This is a genomic window from Pseudomonas sp. R15(2017) (genome assembly GCF_002112685.1).
GTDB classification, from domain to species: domain Bacteria; phylum Pseudomonadota; class Gammaproteobacteria; order Pseudomonadales; family Pseudomonadaceae; genus Aquipseudomonas; species Aquipseudomonas glycinae.
The window spans coordinates 621,873-643,616 of the sequence record NZ_NEII01000002.1 but is presented as its reverse complement, the minus strand read 5'-3'; the positions used below and the strand labels follow the sequence as shown (position 1 = coordinate 643,616).

Genomic DNA, 21,744 nt, shown 5'->3' with positions numbered 1-21,744 from the left:
ACTATCTACTGCGAACGGTCGCCCGCGAAATGGTGTGCTGACGCCTCATCCCACAGGAGAGGCGCCATGCCACCGATTCCCGCCGCTGATATGAGACCCGCGGCCTCACAGAGCATCCACGGTCCGTTTCTTGAACAGGCCATTCCCGATTGGCTGACGGACGCCACGGCGCAGCGACGTGCGGAGCTGGGCAGCGCCAACGCGGCACTGACGCCCGGTTATCGCCAGGCCACCGCGCAGCAGCGTCGCGCGTTGAACGACGCCGTTGTCGCCAGTTTCGTCGCCCAGTCCCGGCTGGACCGACAACTGTCATCCCTGCAAGACATCGACACCTTTGCCAGACCTTTGCTGACCAAGGCATTGCAGGAGCAATTTGGCGTGGAGATGGATGTCGATGTGATTTATCTGTGCCTGAACAAACCGGTTCAAATGGGGATCCTTTCGATAGAAGTGGGTGTGTTCGAGTTCATGAAACTGCCGCTGCTGCAGGCGGCGCTGCATAACTTTGCAGCCTCGGAATGTGAGCCTGAGGCGTTCCACGATTCCTCCGGTTTCTTGATCGAGTGGTGGACATCCGGTGTGCTCCTTCCCCTGCAAACCACGTTGACCGTTCCCGGGTTCATCACGCTATGCCGTTCGCTGGACATCGGCGCCAAGTATCAGGCCTACCTCAGGGGCTATCTCCACGCCGAAGAGGTGCAAGCGACCCTGCGGGACAATTTCATCGGCGCCGCCAAGACTGATCTGCGCGCTGCTGCCGAGCAGGCGCTGCTGTGCAACGACATCGAGCCTGCCGACTACTCGATGATCCTGTCGGTCATCGATGGCAACCGTCATCCTCGCCTGGGCAACAAGAGCGTCTGGTTTCACGAACTGAGCCTGATGAAGCATCGTATGACTGGATGCGTCTGTTTCTCGATCAGCGAGAATGATCGCTATACAGACGATTTGCTGCTCTATATCCCCCATGATCCCCGGCACCCGTTGAAGCGTTATACGCGCAAGCAACTGTGGGACATGTTCAGGAAGCGCTTCAGCGAACGCGACAGCGGCTCGTCGGCAGAGTTTGTGCCGACGGCGTATCAGCGGTTTTTCAGCCGTTTCGTGGCTTATGCCGATCGCGCGGACTATTTCAGTCAGTTCACTCGCGATGCCTCGGACGCATCCGCCGCCGGGCGTGTTGTTCTCAAGCTCCTTACAATGCTCAATCCCTTCACCGGCTTCACATCCGTCCATGAATGGCCGCCCCTGCGCCAGCAACCGCTCCCGGAGGACGACCCTTATCTGGCCCCGGCAGTCATTCCCCGCGAGGGCGACGACCCCGCATCCGAAAACGTTGACCTGTGGAACTATCTTTTCGAGCAACACCGCGACCGGCTCACTGCCGATGCCCGCAGTCACGCCGTACCCACGGCTGATGTCGATGCGAAAGTGCGCAGTGAGAAGCTCGCGGCATTGCTGAACATCGGCATGCTGGTGCTGACCACGGCAGCAGGGTTTGTACCTGTTCTGGGCGAGATCATGACTGGCGTCATGGTCGGTCAGTTGCTGGAAGAGTCCATTGAAGGCGTCATTGACTGGAGCGAAGGGGATCGCCAGGCCGCCAAGGCACACTTGATCGATGTCGCGGAGAATCTGGTGCTGTTCGGCGTGCTCGCCGGGGCCGGAAAAAGCCTGGGCGGCGTCAGACCGGCAACGGCTGCACCCGTGGTGGAAAAACTGCATCCGGTCACATTGGCCAGCGGCGAAACCCGGCTGTGGCGTCCGGATCTGACGGCCTATGAAAGCCCCGATTGGCATCTTCACCAACACGAACCCAATGCCCTGGGGCAATTGACCGAAGGGGAAAAAACCTGGATCCGGATCGAGGGCAGGGCGTACGAGAAGCACTGGGACAGGACAATCAAGCGCTGGCGAGTGCGGCATCCCCGCGATCCCCACGCTTATCAGCCGCCGCTCAGCCACAACGGCGTCGGTGCCTGGCGCCATACGCTGGAGCGTCCGTTGTCCTGGGATCGGCTGACGCTGCTGCGCCGCATCGGGCATCGAACCGACAGTCTTTCAGACACGCAATTGCTGGCCATCGCCGATATCGGCGGTGTCAGTGACAACGCTTTGCGCAAAATGCATCTGGATAACCTGCCGCCGCCGCCCGAACTGGCCGATGCGTTGCAATTGTTTGAAGCGCCTCGCGGCACTGCCGCGCCGGACGCGCGAATCATCAAGCTGCAAACGGCGTGCCCGGGACTCGGCGATGCCGCCGCCCGCGAGGTGCTGGCTCATGCCGATGCCGACTCGCTGGCGATCTTGCAAACCTCCAGGCCAGTCCCTCGCCGTCTGCTGGAGGAGGCGCGCTGGCACGCAAGTCAGGGGCGGGCGAGTCGCGCGTATGCCGGTTTGTACCTGGAGCATCCTTCAGCCGACAGTGGGCGTCTGGCTTTGCAGTTGCTCGAGAAACTGCCGGGCTGGCCGGGTGATGTGCGACTGGAGTTTCGCGATCGGCATCGACAGGGCGGGCTGCTTGAGGCGATTGGCAGCGAATCGGCGGCACACCGGGTGTATCTGGTGAAACAGGGGCCGTTGTTCCAGGCATTCAGCGAGCAGGCATCGAGCGCTCGGCTCGATCGGTTTTTCCCCGCGCTCATGCGCGCTTTGCCACGGCAAACAACAGAGGCGCTGGGGATATTCGGGATGACGGACGGCGCCAGGCTACAACGTGCGATCATCGATTACGCCACCGCTCACCCGGAGCAGGTTCGCGCCTTCGTGGTTCCACCCGGCCAGGGCGTCCGTGCGTTCACACCGCCAGTGCGTCTCGAAGGTCGTCGACTGGGGTATTTCGCCAGTGGGGAGGGCGCAGTAGGGCGTTCGGGTGTCAATCCTTCTCTGGTGATCCGATTGCTCGACGTTTATCCGAATCTGGATTTGCGACAGGCCAACGGCGTCATCCTCAGAGCGATGAGAGAAGGCCAAAGCGACGCGCAGATCATGCAAGGGCTGGTCGAACGCGCGCTTGAGTGGGAGCGCCTTGAATCAACGCTCGCTCAATGGGCGGTTCCCGGTGCGCATGTCGAAGAGCGCTTGCGAGCTGTGCGTCAGTTGAAGCAATGCTGGCGCAATGCACCACTTGCTGCCGAAACCCCGGGTTACAGTCACCTCGAGTGGATCTGCGACGACCCGCTGCCACCCATGCCGGGGACTTTTCCTCATGTGAAATCCCTGCGTCTGCAATCGCGCCGTTCAGATGCTGCACAAATGCGTGGATTCCTGCGCGCGTTCCCCGAGATTCGCCATCTCGATCTCAGTGAATGTGCGCTGACCACCAATCCCGTCCCCACCGATACCCGCGTGAAACTGGTGGAGCTCAACCTGTCCGGCAATCCGCTGTATCGGCTGGACGTCTCGAACATGCCGAACCTTAAAGTCCTGAACCTTCAAGGGACGCAACTGCAACAATGGCCACGGGCAGCCGAAGAGCTTCGGGCGCTGCGCTGGCTGGATCTGCGCAACACCCGCATCACCACGCTGGCGCCGCAAATGCTTGCCCGTGACGAACTGTTGATCAATACCAATCTGACCGGTGCTCCCCTTACAGACGAAACGCAAGTCCGCCTGCGGGCGGCACAACAACGGGTCGAGTCGACCCTGGGGCTGCCGGAGGGGGCGTTGGCAAGGTTTGCCCTTGAACCGATACCCGACCCTTACCCGCACCCCATCGAGACGGGGTCGCGCGTGGCCTCGCGGTTGTTGCCGCTGCCACCGGCATTGCCCGCTGAAGAGCATCCAGGTTCCTTCATCGCTCGCCTGCAGCGAATCATTCCCGAGTTGTCGGAGCAGGAGGCCATTGAAGCGGTCGAGTACCTGCGCATCGGCGTCAGCGACGAACAAGTCAGTGCGCGGCTCGCTGAGTGGAACCGGCGGTTCGACGTGATGACCCGGGAGTTGAATGGCTGGATCTTCGTCCGGCGCAGTTCAGAACAGCGTTTCAGGCATCCGCGAATTTCATCGGAAGGTCGCGGGGACGCGGCACAAAAAATCATCGAGTGCTGGCGACTGGGTCTGCTCGGTGAGGCTGGCGAGGCCGATTATGTGCTGGATCTGGAAGGCACTCTCGGTGTGGGAGCGTTGCCCAGGCTGCCGGAAGCCTTTACCCATGTGGCGGGCTTGAATCTGCGAGGGCTGGAACTGAGCGAGCAGGGCCTCAACGATTTCCTCCTGTCGTTCACGCAAGTTGAAACCCTGGACCTGGCTGCCAATGCACTGGAGAACCTGCCGCAAGCCATCGGCGACATGCAGCGGCTTGAGCAACTGGATCTGTCCGCCAATCGCTTGCAGGACGGGCGCACTGTCGTACAGCGGCTGGAGTCGCTGCAGCACCTCAGGCGCCTGAGTCTGAACTACAACCGTTTCAAATCCTTCAACGCCGCGTCTCTGGAGGCGCTGGAGCTGCTGGAACTGAATCACAACCGACTCAAGGATTTCAACGCAGCGATCCCGCCCTGGCTGGAGCGGCTGCATTTGAACGGCAATGACCTGAAGGAATGGCCGGCCGGGGTGCTGCACGCCGAGCGTCTGCATACGCTGAAGCTGTTCGGCAATCCGATCAGGGATATTCCGGCACAGGCGTTTGACGGCCGCCATGATGAACTGCTTGCCGGAACACATTTATCGGGACACTTGCGATCATTGTCGACAGACAGTCTGCAACGGATCCGCGACCATGCTGAGCGAACGGGCGCTCAGTCGGTGCTGGGAATATCCCGGGAGACGCTTGAGCAATGGCTGGCTGATCGCGAGTGGGAGGAACCGGACGGTTCCTCCTCTTCCGACGACTCGGACCGAATCTGATGGCTCAGTTGTCGTAGCCCAGATTGGGTGCCAGCCAGCGCTCGGTCAGGCTCAGTTCCTGGCCTTTGCGCGAGGTGTAGCTCTGCACCTGATCCTTGTCGACCTTGCCCACGGCGAAGTACTGCGCCTGCGGATGGGCGAAATACCAGCCGCTGACGGCTGCCGCCGGGAACATCGCGTAGTGCTCGGTGAGGAACACGCCGCTGCGACCGGCACGCATTTCCTGTGCTTCAGGGTCGAGCAGGGCGAACAGGGTGGCCTTCTCGGTGTGATCCGGGCACGCCGGGTAGCCGGGGGCAGGGCGGATGCCGGAATACTGCTCTTTGATCAGCGCCTCGTTATCGAGGGCTTCATCCTTGGCGTAACCCCAGTGCTCTTTGCGCACTTGCTGGTGCAGCCACTCGGCGCACGCCTCTGCCAGACGGTCGGCCAGGGCCTTGACCATGATCGAGTTGTAATCGTCGCCGGCGTCCTGATAAGCCTTGGCCACTTCTTCGGCGCCGATCCCGGCGGTGGTGATGAAACCACCAACGTAGTCGGTCACTTCGCTGTCCTTCGGCGCGACGAAGTCGGCGAGGGAGAAGTTCGGTTTGCCGTCGGTCTTGATGATCTGCTGACGCAGGTGATGCAGGCGCGCCATAGGCTTGCCGTCATCGCCGTACAGCTCGATATCGTCGTCGTGCACCTGATTGGCCGGCCAGAAACCGAACACCGCACGGGCACTGATCAGCTTCTCGTCGATCAGCTTGGTCAGCATCTCGCGGGCGTCCTTGTACAGCGCGGTCGCCGCTTCGCCGACCACTTCGTCTTCGAGGATGCGCGGGAACTTGCCGGCCAGGTCCCAGGAGATGAAGAACGGCGTCCAGTCGATGTACTCGGCGAGAACGTTGAGGTCGATGTTGTCCAGCACGCGGGTGCCGGTGAAGGTCGGTTTGACCGGGGTGTAAGTGGCCCAGTCGAACTGCGGCTTCTTGGCGATCGCGGCGGCGTAGCTCAGGCGTTCGGTGCGGGCGCTGCGGTTGGCGGTGCGCTCGCGGACGTCGATGTACTCTTCGCGGGTCTTCTGGACGAAACCGGCTTTCAGTTCCTTGGACAGCAACTGCGTCGCCACCCCCACGGCGCGGGAGGCGTCGGTCACGTAGACCACTGCGTCGTTGCTGTACTTGGGCTCGATCTTCACCGCCGTGTGCGCCTTGGAGGTGGTCGCGCCGCCGATCATCAGCGGCAGGTGGAAGTCCTGGCGCTGCATCTCGCGGGCCACATGGACCATTTCATCCAGCGACGGGGTGATCAGACCGGACAGGCCGATGATGTCGCACTTCTGCTCCTTGGCCACCTGCAGGATCTTCTCCGCCGGCACCATCACGCCGAGGTCGACGATGTCGTAGCCGTTGCAACCCAGCACCACGCCGACGATGTTCTTGCCGATGTCGTGCACGTCGCCTTTGACCGTGGCCATCAGGATCTTGCCCTTGGCTTCCGGCTTGTCGCCTTTTTCCAGTTCGATGAACGGAATCAGGTGCGCCACGGCCTGCTTCATCACGCGGGCGGATTTCACCACTTGCGGCAGGAACATTTTGCCGGCGCCGAACAGGTCGCCGACGATGTTCATGCCGGACATCAGCGGGCCTTCGATCACTTCGATCGGGCGCGCGAAGGACTGACGGGACTCTTCGGTGTCTTCGACGATGTGGGTGGTGATGCCCTTGACCAGCGCATGTTCCAGACGTTTGTTGACGTCCCAGCCGCGCCACTCTTCGGTCTCGGCTTCCTTGACGCTGCCGTCGCCCTTGTACTTGTCGGCGATGGCGAGGAGGGCGTCGGTGCCTTCCGGCGTGCGGTTGAGGATCACGTCTTCAACGGCGTCGCGCAGTTCCTGCGGGATCTGGTCGTAGATCTCCAGCTGACCGGCGTTGACGATGCCCATGGTCAGGCCGGCGCGGATCGCGTACAGCAGGAACACCGAGTGGATCGCCTCGCGCACCGGGTTGTTGCCGCGGAACGAGAACGACACGTTGGACACGCCGCCGGAGCTCAGGGCATACGGCAGCTCGTCGCGGATGTAGGCACAGGCGTTGATGAAGTCCACAGCGTAGTTGTTGTGTTCTTCGATGCCGGTGGCCACGGCGAAGATGTTCGGGTCGAAAATGATGTCTTCCGGCGGGAAGCCGACTTCGTTGACCAGAATGTCGTAGGAGCGTTTGCAGATCTCTTTCTTGCGCGCTTCGGTGTCAGCCTGGCCGGCTTCGTCGAACGCCATCACCACCACGGCGGCGCCATAGCGCTTGCACAGTTTGGCGTGGTGGATGAACTGCTCGACGCCTTCTTTCATGCTGATCGAGTTGACGATGCCCTTGCCCTGAATGCATTTGAGGCCGGCTTCGATCACGTCCCATTTCGAGGAGTCGATCATGATCGGTACGCGGGAGATGTCCGGCTCGCCGGCAATCAGATTGAGGAAGGTCACCATGGCCTTCTTCGAATCGAGCATCCCTTCGTCCATGTTGATGTCGATCACCTGGGCGCCGGCCTCGACCTGCTGCAGGGCGACTTCCAGGGCTTCGGTGTAGTTGTCTTCACGGATCAGCCGGGCGAATTTGGCCGAACCGGTGATGTTGGTCCGCTCGCCGACGTTGACGAACAACGAGCTGCGATCAATGGTGAACGGTTCCAGACCCGACAGGCGGCAGGCCTTGGGAATGTCCGGAATCTGCCGTGGCGCGTAACCGGCGACGGCTTTGGCGATGGCTTCGATATGGCCCGGCGTGGTGCCGCAGCAACCGCCGACGATGTTGAGGAAGCCGCTCTGGGCGAATTCTTCGATGACCTTGGCGGTGTCCACCGGCAGTTCGTCGTACTCGCCGAATTCGTTCGGCAGGCCGGCGTTCGGGTGAGCGGACACGTGAGTGCTGGCCTTGTCCGACAGCTCTTCCAGGTACGGACGCAGTTCGCGGGCACCGAGGGCGCAGTTCAGACCGACCGAAATCGGTTTGGCGTGGGCCACGGAGTTCCAGAAGGCTTCGGTGGTCTGGCCCGACAGGGTGCGGCCGGAGGCGTCGGTGATGGTGCCGGAAATCATGATCGGCAACTCGAAGCCCAGTTCTTCGAATACGCCTTGCACGGCGAAGATCGCGGCTTTGGCGTTGAGGGTGTCGAAGATGGTTTCGATCAGGATCAGATCCGCGCCGCCCTCGATCAGGCCTTTGGTGGCCTCGGTGTAGTTTTCGACCAGCTCATCGAAGGTGACGTTGCGATAGCCCGGGTTGTTGACGTCCGGCGACAGCGAGCAGGTGCGGCTGGTCGGGCCGAGAACGCCGGCGACGAAGCGCGGCTTGTCGGGGGTCTCGAGGGTTTTCGCGTCGGCGACCTTGCGTGCCAGACGGGCGCCTTCTACGTTGAGTTCGTAGACCAGTTCTTCCATGCCGTAGTCGGCCATGGAAATCTGCGTGGCGTTGAAGGTGTTGGTCTCGAGGATGTCGGCACCGGCATCCAGATAGGCTTTCTCGATGCCGCCGATCACGTCCGGGCGGGTCAGCACCAACAGGTCGTTGTTGCCCTTGACGTCGCTCGGCCAGTCGGCGAAGCGTTTGCCGCGATAATCCTGCTCTTCGAGCTTGTAGCTCTGGATCATCGTGCCCATGCCGCCGTCTAGAATCAGGATGCGCTCTTTGAGAGCTTGCTTGAGAGCTTGAAGGCGAACGCTGCGATCGGACATTGGGACTACTCGAAAAAGACCATGACGAAGGGGCGGGATCATAACAAACCTGTGCGGTTTTAGAGCATGTGGCGCTTTTGCATGAATATCGCTCATGTTGGTACGGGCGTCATAACGGTAGAATCGCGGCGTTTTTTCTTCAGGATCAGGATCAGGGACATGTCGTACCGCGTCATCAGCATTGCATTGCTGTTTTTTAGCTTTGGCGCGGCGGCGCAGAGTCCCGCTGTTTCTTCTTCTATTTCCTACACTCGAGACATCCAGCCGATCTTCACCGAAAAGTGTGTGGCCTGCCATGCGTGCTACGACTCTGCCTGTCAGTTGAACCTGGGCAGCGGCGAAGGTGCGGCCCGTGGCGCGAGCAAGATGCCGGTCTACGATGGCGAACGCACCCAGGCGGCGCCGACCACCCGGCTGTTCTATGACGCCTTCGGCAAACGGGCCTGGCAGCAGAAAGACTTCTATTCGGTGCTCGACGCCCAAGGTAGTCAGGCCGCTCTGATGGCACGCATGCTGGAGCTGGGACACAAAACGCCGCTGACACCCAACGCCAAGCTGCCGGAAGACATCGTCTTGGGCCTCAATCGCGAAAACCTGTGCGCGATGCCTGCGGAGTTCGACGGCTATGCTGGCGCCCATCCGAAAGAGGGCATGCCGCTGGCGGTGACCGGGCTGACCGATCAGCAATATCAGACGCTGCAGCGCTGGCTCGCTTCCGGTGCGCCGATCGACGAGCAAGGCCTGGCGCCAAGCGCCAAGGAGGCGATGCAGATCGTCCAGTGGGAAAACCTGCTCAACCAGCCTGGCGCGCGGGAAAGTCTGGTCGGGCGCTGGTTGTTCGAACACTGGTTTTTGGCGCACATCTATTTCAAGGACGGCGAGCCGGGGCATTACTTCCAGTGGGTGCGTTCGCGCACGCCGACCGGGCAACCAATCGATCTGATCGCCACCCGTCGCCCGAACGACGATCCGGGCACCCAGGTCTACTATCGCCTGTGGCCGGTGCAGGGCGTGATCGTGCACAAGACCCACATCACTTATCCGCTGAGTGCGGCGAAGATGGCGCGGGTCAAGAGCCTGTTCTACAACGGCCACTGGCAGGTCAACGCCTTGCCGGGCTACGGTCCGCAGAGCCGGGCCAACCCGTTCGCCACCTTCGAGGCGATCCCGGCGCAGGCGCGTTATCAGTTCATGCTCGATAACGCCGAATACTTCGTGCGCACCTTCATTCGCGGCCCGGTGTGCCGTGGGCAGATCGCGACCGACGTGATCCGCGACAACTTCTGGGCGCTGTTCCAGGCGCCGGAACACGACCTGTACATCACCGACCCGAACTATCGCGGCCAGGCCACGCCGTTGCTGGCCATGCCGGGGCAGAACGACGATGTCGGCAGTGTCCTGAGCCTGTGGCACAACTACCGCAACAAGCGAAACCAATACGAAGCCCTGCGCCGTGACAGCTACGCCGACCTGCCGGCACCGAGCTGGTCGACCCTGTGGGCCGGCAACGACAACGCCTTGCTCAGCATCTTCCGTCACTTCGACAGCGCTTCGGTGACCAAGGGCCTGATCGGCGAGGTGCCGCAGACGATGTGGCTGTTCGACTATCCGCTGCTGGAGCGCACCTATTACCAGCTGGCGGTGAATTTCGATGTGTTCGGCAACGTCTCCCATCAGGCGCAAACCCGCTTGTATTTCGACCTGATCCGCAACGGCGCCGAACAGAACTTCCTGCGCCTGATGCCCGCCGATTCCCGCGAAGGCTACCTCGACGATTGGTACCAGAGCAGCGGCCAGTTCAAGATGTGGCTCGATTACGAAGCCATCGACGACGACAAGCCGACCGCGCTGAAACTCGACGAGAAAGACCCGAAACACGATTTCGCCATGCAGTTGCTGGCGCGTTACGGCGATCTCAACGCGCGTCCGGATCCGATCAACCGCTGCGAAGACGCCTATTGCTCGCGCCCGAACATCGACCCGGCGCTGCAAAATGCCGAACAGGCGCTGAGTCGCCTGACTTCGCGCCCGGCGGCGGGGCTGAAAGTGATCGATCAATTGCCGGAAGCCACCATGCTGCGGGTTGAAACCCGCAGCGGCAAGCGCGAGGTCTACAGCCTGCTGCGCAACCGCGCCCACAGCAACGTGGCGTTCCTGCTCGGCGAATCGCTGCGTTATCAGCCGGGGCTGGACACGCTGACGATCTATCCGGGCGTGCTCAGCAGCTACCCGAATTTCATGTTCAACGTCCCGGCGGATCAGGTGCCAGCGTTTGTCGATGCGATGGAAAACGCCAAGGATGCGCCGCAATTCGAGAAGATCGTCGAACGTTGGGGGATTCGCCGCAGTCATCCGCAGTTCTGGTTCTATTTCCACGACCTGAGCCAGTACATCCACGAGACCGAGCCGGTGGAAGAGGGTGTGCTGGACATGAACCGGTACGAGAATCTTTGATCGTTTGACGCGAGCCTGCTGTCCCAATTTATGACTAGACACAAAGTTCCTGTGGGAGCTGGCTTGCCAGCGATGAGGGCGGTCCATCCGGCATTTAAGTGGCCTGACACTCCGCCATCGCGGGCAAGTCGAGTCGTCGCACCGCCGCTCCCACAGAGTTCAGTGGTGGTTCAGAAAGAGTGACGGGAGTGGGCAATGTTGATTTCAGTGCAGGCCCTGCGAGCGCTCGCCGCGTGGGCGGTGGTCTGCCATCACTTCATGCAGATTTTCTTCGACTTCGAGGCGCGCGGGCCGATCGGGCAGCTGTTCATCGACAAGGGCGCCGTGGGCGTCGATATCTTTTTCGTGATCAGCGGGCTGGTGATTTTCCTGTCCACCGAAGGCAAGGCACTGCCGCCGGCGCGGTTTCTGTTGTATCGACTGTTCCGTATTGTTCCGGCGTATTGGCTCTACACCGTGCTGATGGCGGTGCTGGTGGTATTCGCCCGGCCGCTGCTGCCGGATCAAACGGTGGACTGGAGCCATTTGCTGTTGTCGTTGCTGTTTATCCCGACCGAAAACCCCGGCGGCTACGGGATCTATCCGACTCTGAATGTCGGCTGGACCCTGAATTACGAAATGCTGTTCTACGTGTTGTTTGCCTGGGCACTGTTGTTCCGGCTGCAAGTACGCCTGCTGGTGGTCGCGGCGCTGCTGTTTGCGGTGTGTCAGGCCTGGACCGGGTTTGGCTGGGTCAGCGAGTTCTATCGCTCGGACATCGTTTATGAGTTCCTGCTCGGGATCAGTATCGGCATGTTCTATCGCCGCGGCTGGATCGGACCGGCGCTCTGGCTGCCGTTGCTGGGGATCGGTGCGGCATTAGTGGCGATCTATCATCTGCCGCCGGAACCCCGATTGCTCAATTGGGGCGTGCCCAGTGCGGTGCTGGTCATGGCCAGTATGGCGCTGGAGCGGCATGTCGAACGCAACAGGCTGCTCAAACTGCTGGGCGACTGTTCCTACTCGGTGTATCTGATGCATGTGCTGGTGCTGTCGGCCGGTGGTTATCTGGCCCGGCGCTACGGAATCAACCCGTATTTGATGTTTATCGTCTGTGCGCTGGCCATTGCTATCGGTTCGTGGCTGAGCTACGAATGGGTGGAAAAACGCAGTTATCAATGGCTTAGGGCACGGATTGACGGCGAACCTGGCGCTTAGCCGATTTGCGAACTATTCCTACGTAAATAGTAGGACTTTGTGCCGCGCGCCGATTGGCGTAAACTCCGCCTCAAGCCTGCGAGGAGTCTCCATGACCGCTATTACCATTACCGACGCCGCCCACGATTACCTGGCCGATCTGCTCTCCAAGCAGAACACCCCGGGCATCGGCATCCGCGTTTTCATCACCCAGCCTGGCACCCAGTACGCCGAAACCTGCATTGCCTACTGCAAGCCGGGCGAAGAGAAACCTGAAGACACGGCGCTGGGGCTGAAAAGCTTCACCGCTTACATCGACTCGTTCAGCGAAGCGTTCCTCGATGATGCCGTCGTCGACTACGCCACCGACCGCATGGGCGGCCAGCTGACCATCAAGGCGCCAAACGCCAAAGTGCCGATGGTCAACGCCGACAGCCCGATCAACGAGCGCATCAACTACTACCTGCAAACCGAAATCAACCCGGGGCTGGCCAGCCACGGCGGTCAGGTCAGCCTGATCGATGTCGTTGAAGACGGCATTGCCGTATTGCAGTTCGGCGGCGGTTGTCAGGGCTGCGGCCAGGCGGACGTGACCCTGAAGGAAGGCATCGAGCGCACCCTGCTTGAGCGCATTCCTGAGCTCAAGGGCGTTCGCGACGTGACCGACCACACGCAGAAAGAAAACGCCTATTACTAAGGTGTTCGCTGCGGCATGAAAAACGGCGCCCCGTGAGCGCCGTTTTTTTATGCGTTGATCGTTCCCACGTCGAGGCGTCGAACCGTCCGCGTGGGAATGCAGCCCGGGACGCTCCGCGTCCCATTCACGGTCGATAAAGGTGCGCATGTCCCGCACGATACAGCGACGACTCACTGAAGTGATCGCTGCCCAACACCCGCCCGACCAGAATCAACGCCGTACGCCGAAAACCCTTCGCCGCCACCTTCTCGGCAATATCTTCCAGCGTCCCCGTCACCCAGTCCTGATCCGGCCACGTCGCCCTATGAATCACCGCGATCGGGCAATCCGCGCCGTAATGCGGCAGCAGCTCAGCCAGGAGCTTCTCCAGATGATTGACCCCCAGATGAATCGCCATGGTCGCCCCGTGCTGCGCCAAATTGCCGAGCTCTTCACCGGCAGGCATCGCCGTCTTGTCCGCATAACGGGTCAGGATCACGCTTTGCGAGATGTCCGGCAGGGTCAGTTCGGCGCCCAACAGCGCGGCGCACGCGGCGGTAGCGGTCACACCGGGAATGATCTCGAACGGAATATCCAGCTCTCGCAAATGACGAATCTGCTCGCCAATGGCGCCATACAGACTCGGATCCCCCGAATGTACCCGCGCCACATCCTGGCCCTTGGCGTGGGCGGTCTTGATCAGGTCGATGATCTGTTCCAGGTGCAGTTCGGCGCTGTTGACCACGGTTTCAGCGCAATGACCTTCCAGCACTGCCGTCGGCACCAGCGAACCTGCATAGATGATCACCGGGCAACGGCGGATCAGCCGCTGGCCTTTGACAGTGATCAATTCCGGGTCGCCGGGGCCGGCGCCGATGAAGTAAACGGTCATCGTTGGATCCTGTAAAAAAGGGGCAGGCGGTGCTTCACAAGCCTTTCAGATGAAGAATGCTCATGATCGAAAGCGGGGATTATCGGGAATTTACGCCGCGCCGGCCAATGCCAGAGTTGCCTGAGCGTACTTTTGCCGGGAAATCAGCAGTTTTGCCGGGCCGCTGATCAACTGTTCAGCGAGCGCCAGCGCGGCACTTTCCGCCACGCCGTAGCAACCGGTGCGTTCGAAGGCGATCTGTGAATGATGACTCAAACGTTGCTGATAACTGGCCAGTTCCTCGCTACTGAAATACAGCAACGGCAGCGCCAGCTGGGCGGCGAGTTCCTGCAATCCGGGTTCGTCACGCTTGAGGTCGATGCTGGCGAGCGCCTTGACCTTCTCGAGGTCAATTCGATGGGCCTGCAAGGCCTGATCAAGTAATGCACGCAGCGTGCTGGCCGGGCAGCCGCGCTGGCAGCCCAGGCCGACCACGAAGGTCGGCGCTGCGCTGTCATCGGTCATGCGTGGTACTGACCTTCGCTTTTGCGGCGGAACAACCAGGCGCTGATCAGGCCCAGGGCCAGCCAGAACGCGACGTTGGTCAGCTGCGAAGCGATTTTGAACTGGGCTTCCAGGGCTTCCGGAGCGAGCATCGAATGCACTTCCGGTTGCGGCGCGCCGATCACGTGCGGCACGGCAAGGATCGCCACACCGAGGATTTTCATCAGCCAGTTGCGACTGAACGCAATCAAGGCCAGGCCGACAGCGGTGGAGGCGGCGGTGCCGATCCACCACATCTGACGCGAGGCCAGATCTGCGGCTGCGGTGCCCGGCAGCTCAGGCGGCAGACCCATGGTCGGCGCGAGCACGAAAGTCGCGTAACCGGCCAGACCCCAGAGCAGGCCTTGCGAAGTCTTGGTCGGCGCACGCAGGGTGTACAGACCTGCCAGCATCAGGGCAAAACCCACGGCTACCACCAGATTGCCGCCGGTGGTGGAAGCCACTCGCTGCCAGCCGTCTTCCGGCTCCCAGGCCTCGACATCGTGGGTGTGGGCGGCGGTGCCGGCGGCGTGTTCGTGAACTTCGGCAACTGGCTCGGCTTTCTCGAAGGTTTCGGCCTGCAGAATCAGCGGCGAAACCCAAAAGCTTTGCAGCAGCGTCAGGAGCAAGGCGGCCAGCAGGCCGGTGAAACCTGCGGTCTGCGCAATACGCTTGATCATGTCGTCAGGTCTCAGTGGCACGGGAACGCGGCGCTGTGGCGGGTATCGTGAGCGGCGTTGTGCACCGCTTCGATGTGCGAGAAACCGGCGAAGTACACCAGGCAGGCACCGAGGATCGACGCGCAGGCGGCGGCGGCCAGGCGTTGGCTCAGTGTGGTGGTGCTGGAGATCTTGTCCGAATTGCTGCCGGTGCTGCTGATGATCGACATGGCGCTTCCCTCTGGAGTGTCAGCGGGCGGATAGAGCGCATGAAAACCCCTGCGGCCGGGCACGCAGAGGTTCGAACAGCGCCCGCCCACCGCGGGTTTGTTATGTTCAGTGGCGATGTCGCGCACTGTGTGTTGCGGGCCGGTCTCCGGGCTCACGAGGGGTTGGCGTCTGGCCGACCTGCAAGCGTCACCTTCCCATGCCGGGGCACAGTGGATCTGACGCTTCGCTCGTTTACCGTTGCGGGGGCAGCACCGGACTGACATGGCTTTAGAGTAAAGCACATGATTCACCGGTTTCCCGTTTCACCCTGTGAGGGGCACCCGTAACAAGTTGTGTAGGAGACCATGAGGGGGAATTTGAGTCAATTGGGATTGGGATTGGGATTGGGATTGGGATTGGGATTGGGGGCAGATCCGTTGCTGCGGTTATGGCTGCTTAGGGTTCCGCCCTTACGGCGGGTCACTTTTTCCAAACGCCGAAAAAGTAACCAAAAAGGCTGCACCCTGACGTACGGCCCTCGCTGTGGCTCGGGTTCCTTCGCTCCGGGATTGATCCGGGGGCATCGCCTACGGTTTGCTTCGCTGCACCTCCTCTCGATGCATGCGGCTGCGCCGCATGGTCGCTGCGCTCCCACCCCCGGATCAATCCCTCCACTCAGCCTGCCGACGGGCCCTGCGATCAAAAGCGGTACTCGAGCTAACGCTCATCGTTTTGAGTGGGGGGAGCAGGGCGTGTTTGGCTTTGGTTTTGTGGTGGGTTTACCCCTCACCCCAGCCCTCTCCCCTAGGAGAGGGAGCCGATTTTTGTGCTTTTCAAAGTCTGAGTTCAACGCGGTATCGCACGTCGGCGTATCTCTTCCAAACACCCCGATCAGTTCCCTCTCCCTACGGGCGGTCCGACGTTTCGGGAGGGCTAGGGTGAGGGGGCTCTTGATCTGGCCTTTGCTCTAGCTCTGGCTCTGGCTCTGGCTCTAGCTTTTGATCTTTAGCCCCTTCGGCAGGCCGAGCGGAGGTGTCCATCAGGGGGTAGGCGCGCAGCGCCGTGCGGCGAAGCCGCATACATCGAGAGGAGGTGCAGCGAAGCAAACCGTAGGCGATGCCCCCTGATGGACACCGTAGCGAGGGAACACTGAGCCTAAGCGAAGTGCCGTACGCCGGGGCAAAAGCCTTTTGGTTCCTTTTTGGCGTTTGAAAAAGGGACTCGCTGTAAGAGCGAAACCGCCAGCGGCAGCACCCGAAGCAACGGATATGCCCCCAATCCCAAAATCCACCAACCATTGACCCATCCCCACACCCTGCGTAGCCTTGCGCTTTCGAGGTTCTTCGGCCCACGCCGAAGCTAAGAAGGGAACGCGGTCCAAGCCGCGGCTGCCCCCGCAACTGTGAACGGTGCTGTTCGCTGCCACGCCACTGCCAACTCAATCCAGAGCCAGCGGGAAGGCGCAGCGAATACCGGGCCAAGGCCCGAACACCGTCAGCCAGGAGACCTGCCTCGTCACAGATTCTCACTTTCAACCGGGCGGGGTGATCCGGTGGCGAACTCTCCAGGCACGCACCCGCGTTGCCGGTCTCGTCCCGTATGCCCGCCACCTTGCCAAAGGGCATCCGATGAAAACACTGGCCAAACTCCCCGTCACCATCGTCACCGGCTTCCTCGGCTCGGGCAAAACCACCTTGCTGCGGCACATGCTCGACAACGCCCAGGGCCGCCGTATCGCGGTGATCGTCAACGAGTTTGGCGAGTTGGGCATCGACGGTGAAATCCTCAAGCAATGCACCATCGGCTGCACCGAAGAAGAAGCCACCGGCCGCGTCTACGAACTGGCCAACGGCTGCCTGTGCTGCACGGTTCAGGAAGAGTTCTTCCCGGTGATGCGCGAACTGGTGGCCCGTCGCGGCGACCTCGACCACATCCTGATCGAAACCTCGGGTCTGGCCCTGCCAAAACCGCTGGTGCAAGCCTTCCAGTGGCCGGAAATCCGCAGTGCGTGCACCGTTGACGCAGTGATTACTGTGGTCGACAGCCCGGCCGTGGCCGCCGGCACCTTCGCCGCGTTCCCGGATCAGGTTGATGCCCAGCGCAAGCTCGATCCGAACCTGGATCACGAATCTCCGCTGCACGAACTGTTCGCTGACCAACTGGCCAGCGCCGATCTGGTGATCCTCAACAAGGCCGACCAGACCAGCCCTGAAGACCTCGCGCGCGTCCGTCTGGAAGTCGCCGAAGAGCTGCCGCCCGCAGTGAAAATCATCGAAGCCAGCAACGGTCGCCTGCCGCTGGACGTGCTGATCGGCCTCGGTGCCGGTTCCGAAGAACACATCGACAGCCGCCACAGCCATCACGATCACCACCACGGTGAAGGCGATGACGATCACGATGACCACGATCACGACGCCTTCGATTCGATTTCCATCGAACTGCCGCAAGCCGACGAAAGCCTGCTGCTCGACGCGCTGACGCAACTGGTGGTTCAACACGGCATCCTGCGCGTCAAAGGTTTCGCAGCGATCCCTAACAAGCCGATGCGTCTGCTGATCCAGGGCGTGGGTACACGTTTCGACAAGCACTTCGACCGTCAGTGGGGCGCCGATGAGGTGCGCGTGACGCGTCTGGTGTTGATCGGTCAGGAGCTGGACGCAGCCCAGCTCGAAGCGCAACTGCGCGCCGCGCTCAGCGTTTAAGCCATGCACCTGCTCAGGACCCAGCCCGGCGGTTTCGTGTCGGACGACAACATTGCCGACCTTGGACAAACCCCTGCCGAGCTGGTGATCCTGTGCAGCGGCGATTCCAGCCTCGCGCTGCTCGCCGAAGCCGCGCAGCAACTGCCCGACGATTACCCGAGCGTGCGGCTGGCCAACCCGATGCAGGTGCAGAACCATGCGTCGGTCGACCTGTACGTCGATGAAGTGCTGCGCCACGCCAAGGTCATTCTGATTTCGCTGCATGGCGGCATCGCTTATTGGCGTTATGGCGTCGAGCGGCTGGTCGAGTTGTCCGAGCGTGGCGTGCAGGTGATTCTGGTGCCGGGCGATGACCGTCCCGACCCGGAGCTCAGCGACCTGAGCACCGTGGGCGCCGAGGATCGCGACCGTCTCTGGCAGTTCCTGCGCCAGGGTGGTCTTGGCAATGCGCTGGACTTTTTCCACTGCCTGGCCAATCGCTGGCTGGCGCGGGATTACGTGTGGGGCGAGCCGCAAACGCTGCCGCGCACGGCGATTTATCACCCGAACAAAAACACCGCCGCACTGAGTGACTGGCAAGCCGATTGGCTGCCCGGTCAACCGGTGTCGGCGGTGTTGTTTTATCGCTCGCATTTGCAAGCGGCGAACACGGCGTTTATCGACGTGTTCTGCCAACGGCTTCAGGCAGCCGGACTCAATCCGCTGCCGATTGCCGTGGCCAGTTTGAAAGAGCCCGGCTGCCTGTCGGTGGTCGAGGACTGGCTGGATGAGGTGGAGGCATCGGTGATTCTGAACACCACCGGTTTCGCCCAGTCCAGCCCGGAAGCGCCGCATTTGCGGCCGTTTCGTCGCAACATTCCGGTGATCCAGGCGATCTGCGCCCAGGACAACGAGCCCGGTTGGCGCGACAGCGAGCAGGGCCTCGGTCCGCGGGATCTGGCGATGCACATCGCGTTGCCGGAGCTGGACGGGCGGATCATCAGCCGACCGATCAGCTTCAAGGACCTGGCCTGGCGCAGCGAGCGCAGTCAGTCCGACGTGGTGTGTTATCGGGCCCAGCCCGAACGCATGGATTTTGTGGCTGAACTGGCGCGACGCTGGGTCGATCTGGCGCGGGTGCCGAACGCTGAAAAGCGCATCGCCCTGATCCTCGCCAACTACCCGACCCGGGACGGGCGCATCGGCAACGGCGTCGGCCTCGACACGCCGGCCGCCGCGCTGAATATCCTGCGAGCGTTGCAGGCTGAAGGTTATCCGTTGCCGGCCGAACTGCCGGAAAGCGGCACCGAGCTGATCCAGCAATTGCTCGGCGGCGTCAGCAATAACCTCGACACCCTCGATCAGCGCCCGTGCCAGCAAAGCCTGACGATGGACGATTACCTGACGATGTTCAATGCGCTGCCAGAAGCCAATCGCGCGGCGGTGCTGGAACGTTGGGGTTCGCCGCAAAACGATCCGATGTGCCGTGACGGGCGAATGATGATCGCTGGTCTGCGTTTCGGCCTGACCTTCGTCGGCATTCAGCCGGCGCGGGGTTATCAGGTCGATCCGAGCGCGGTGTATCACGACCCGGATCTGGTGCCGCCGCACGCGTACCTCGCGTTCTATTTCTGGCTGCGCCAGACCTACGGCGCTCATGGCGTGATCCACGTCGGCAAGCACGGCAACCTTGAATGGCTGCCCGGCAAAGGTGTGGGCCTGTCGGAGAACTGCTGGCCCGACGCATTGCTCGGGCCGCTGCCGAACATCTATCCGTTTATCGTCAACGATCCGGGCGAGGGCGCCCAGGCCAAACGTCGCACCCAAGCGGTGATCATCGACCACTTGATGCCGCCGCTGACCCGCGCCGAAACCTACGGCCCGTTGCGCAATCTGGAACTGTTGGCCGACGAGTATTACGAAGCTCAGTTGCTCGATCCGCGTCGTGCCCGTGAGTTGCAGCGCGACATTCTGCAACTGGTGCGTGACACGCAGATTGATCGCGAATTGCAGCTGGATGCCGCCCTCGACAGCGACGCCGATGCGGCGATCTGGCTGCCGCGTCTGGACACTTATTTGTGTGACTTGAAGGAATCGCAGATCCGCGATGGCCTGCATATCTTTGGAGAGTCGCCGACCGGGCGTCTGCGCATCGACACATTGCTGGCGTTGCTGCGGATTCCCCGTGGCGATGGCAAAGGGGCACAGTCGAGTCTGTTGCGGGCGCTGGCCAAGGCGTTTCAGCTGGGGTTTGATCCGCTCGATTGTGCGCTTGCTGATCCCTGGACTGGCCTGCGCCCAATGGAACTGCAATCGCTGAGCAATGAAGTCTGGCGCACGGCGGGGGATACCCGTGAACGTCTTGAACTGTTCGCCACCCAGCTGATTGAGCAGGCACTCAACCCAAGTCAAGCCTTGCACAGTACCTGTGGGAGCGGGCTTGCCCGCGAAAGCGGTATGTCAGTGAAAGAGGTATTGACTGACGCGACGCCTTCGTCGGATCGCCGCCCGGGGACAAGCCCGCTCCCACAGGGTCCTCACTGGTCTGAGGTGAGTGCCATTCTTGCTCATCTGCGCGAAGTGATCGCCCCACGCCTCGACGCCTGCGGCCCGGCCGAAATGCGCGGATTGCTCGACGCGTTGAGCGGCCGATTCGTCCCCGCTGGCCCAAGTGGTGCGCCAAGTCGCGGTCGCCTCGACGTGCTACCTACCGGGCGCAACTTCTATTCGGTGGACGTGCGCAACCTGCCGACCACCACGGCATGGCGCATTGGTTTCCAGTCGGCGACCCTGATCCTCGAGCGACACCTGCAGGACCACGGCGATCACCTGCGCCAACTCGGTCTCTCTGTGTGGGGCACCGCGACCATGCGTACCGGCGGCGATGACATCGCTCAGGCCATGGCGTTGATGGGCGTGCGTCCGGTCTGGGCCACCGGCAGTCAGCGAGTCGACGATTTCGAAATTCTGCCGTTGAGCCTGCTCGACCGGCCTCGGGTCGATGTAACGCTGCGGGTCTCCGGATTTTTCCGCGATGCGTTCGCCAACCTGATCCGCCTGTTCGACGCTGCCGTGCAAGCCGTGGCCGAACTGGACGAGCCGGACGACCTCAACCCACTGGCCGCCAAAGTGCGCGCCGAACGCGAAGCGCTGCGCCAGTCAGGGCTGGATGAGGATGCTGCCCGGCGTCAGGCCGGCTGGCGGATCTTCGGTGCCAAACCCGGCGCTTATGGCGCGGGCGTGCAGGGCGCAATCGACGATCGTCTGTGGCAAACCCGCGAGGATCTGGCCGAGGTCTACCTGAACTGGGGCGCCTACGCTTACGGCGGTTCCGATGAGGGCACCGCCGCCCGCGAGCAATTCGTTCAGCGCCTGAGCCAGGTGCAGGCCGTGCTGCAAAACCAGGACAACCGCGAGCATGACCTGCTCGATTCCAACGACTATTACCAGTTCCAGGGCGGCATGCTTGCTGCCGTGGAAAGCTTGCGTGGCGAGGCGGCGGCCAGTTATCACGGCGATCACAGTCAGCCGGATCTGCCGAAGATCCGCACCTTGAAGGAAGAGCTGAACCGGGTCATCCGCTCCCGGGCGGCGAATCCGAAATGGATCGACGGGGTCAAGCGCCACGGCTATAAAGGCGCGTTCGAACTGGCGGCGACGGTCGACAATCTGTTTGCCTTCGACGCCACCACGCAACTGATCGACGATCACCAATACGCATTGCTGGCCGATGCGTATCTGCTGGACCCGGCGACCCGCGAGTTCGTGCGCGAGCATAATCCCCACGCACTGCGCGACATGACCGAACGCATGCTCGAAGCGCAGCAGCGCGGAATGTGGCAGGAACCGGGCGCCTACAAAGAGGCCCTGGAAAACCTGCTTCTGGACATAGAAGAAGAGAGCTGAGACTG

11 protein-coding genes and 2 riboswitches are annotated in these 21,744 nt (G+C 61.8%); of the genes, 6 read left to right on the top strand and 5 right to left on the bottom strand.

Features of this window, described 5'->3' with window-relative positions:
• Positions 1 to 66 precede the first annotated feature (66 nt).
• Positions 67 to 4,848, top strand: coding sequence for a dermonecrotic toxin domain-containing protein (locus tag CAF77_RS06360; protein ID WP_064381315.1), 4,782 nt, complete (start codon positions 67 to 69; stop codon positions 4,846 to 4,848).
• A gap of 4 nt (positions 4,849 to 4,852) precedes the next feature.
• Here the strand turns inward: CAF77_RS06360 and metH are convergent, their stop codons facing one another.
• Entirely contained in the window at positions 4,853 to 8,563 is a 3,711-nt protein-coding gene (metH, locus tag CAF77_RS06355) for a methionine synthase (RefSeq protein WP_011334495.1), read from the bottom strand.
• 159 nt (positions 8,564 to 8,722) lie between these two features.
• On the opposite strand from metH, the gene CAF77_RS06350 reads away from it, so the two are divergent.
• From CAF77_RS06350 to nfuA, 3 genes are all read left to right on the top strand, one after another.
• Positions 8,723 to 11,017, top strand: a complete 2,295-nt coding sequence (locus tag CAF77_RS06350) for a fatty acid cis/trans isomerase (protein WP_064381317.1) — start codon at positions 8,723 to 8,725, stop codon at positions 11,015 to 11,017.
• A 195-nt stretch (positions 11,018 to 11,212) separates the two neighbouring features.
• Complete coding sequence (locus tag CAF77_RS06345; RefSeq protein ID WP_064381319.1) at positions 11,213 to 12,214, top strand: acyltransferase; 1,002 nt, start codon at positions 11,213 to 11,215, stop codon at positions 12,212 to 12,214.
• 91 nt (positions 12,215 to 12,305) lie between these two features.
• A complete protein-coding gene (gene nfuA, locus CAF77_RS06340; RefSeq protein ID WP_007959519.1) occupies positions 12,306 to 12,890 on the top strand; it encodes a Fe-S biogenesis protein NfuA in 585 nt (194 codons plus the stop codon).
• 124 nt (positions 12,891 to 13,014) lie between these two features.
• Here nfuA and cobM read toward each other — a convergent pair whose 3' ends face one another.
• The 4 genes from cobM to CAF77_RS06320 form a co-directional block, all read right to left on the bottom strand.
• A complete protein-coding gene (gene cobM, locus CAF77_RS06335; protein WP_085654174.1) occupies positions 13,015 to 13,761 on the bottom strand; it encodes a precorrin-4 C(11)-methyltransferase in 747 nt (248 codons plus the stop codon).
• 90 nt (positions 13,762 to 13,851) lie between these two features.
• Complete coding sequence (locus CAF77_RS06330; RefSeq protein WP_011334491.1) at positions 13,852 to 14,265, bottom strand: cobalamin biosynthesis protein; 414 nt, start codon at positions 14,263 to 14,265, stop codon at positions 13,852 to 13,854.
• Complete coding sequence (locus tag CAF77_RS06325; RefSeq protein WP_064381323.1) at positions 14,262 to 14,963, bottom strand: CbtA family protein; 702 nt, start codon at positions 14,961 to 14,963, stop codon at positions 14,262 to 14,264. The genes CAF77_RS06330 and CAF77_RS06325 overlap by 4 nt, the downstream gene beginning before the upstream one ends.
• Before the next feature lie 11 nt (positions 14,964 to 14,974).
• Positions 14,975 to 15,172 (bottom strand): CbtB domain-containing protein, encoded by a 198-nt coding sequence (locus CAF77_RS06320; RefSeq protein ID WP_064381325.1) that lies wholly within the window; start codon positions 15,170 to 15,172, stop codon positions 14,975 to 14,977.
• Between the two features lie 119 nt (positions 15,173 to 15,291).
• A riboswitch (cobalamin riboswitch) is annotated at positions 15,292 to 15,512 on the bottom strand.
• Between the two features lie 959 nt (positions 15,513 to 16,471).
• Positions 16,472 to 16,682: riboswitch (cobalamin riboswitch) on the top strand.
• 98 nt (positions 16,683 to 16,780) lie between these two features.
• On the opposite strand from CAF77_RS06320, the gene cobW reads away from it, so the two are divergent.
• A complete protein-coding gene (gene cobW, locus CAF77_RS06315) occupies positions 16,781 to 17,854 on the top strand; it encodes a cobalamin biosynthesis protein CobW (protein ID WP_064381326.1) in 1,074 nt (357 codons plus the stop codon).
• A 3-nt stretch (positions 17,855 to 17,857) separates the two neighbouring features.
• Entirely contained in the window at positions 17,858 to 21,739 is a 3,882-nt protein-coding gene (gene cobN / locus CAF77_RS06310) for a cobaltochelatase subunit CobN (RefSeq protein WP_064381328.1), read from the top strand.
• Positions 21,740 to 21,744 lie beyond the last annotated feature (5 nt).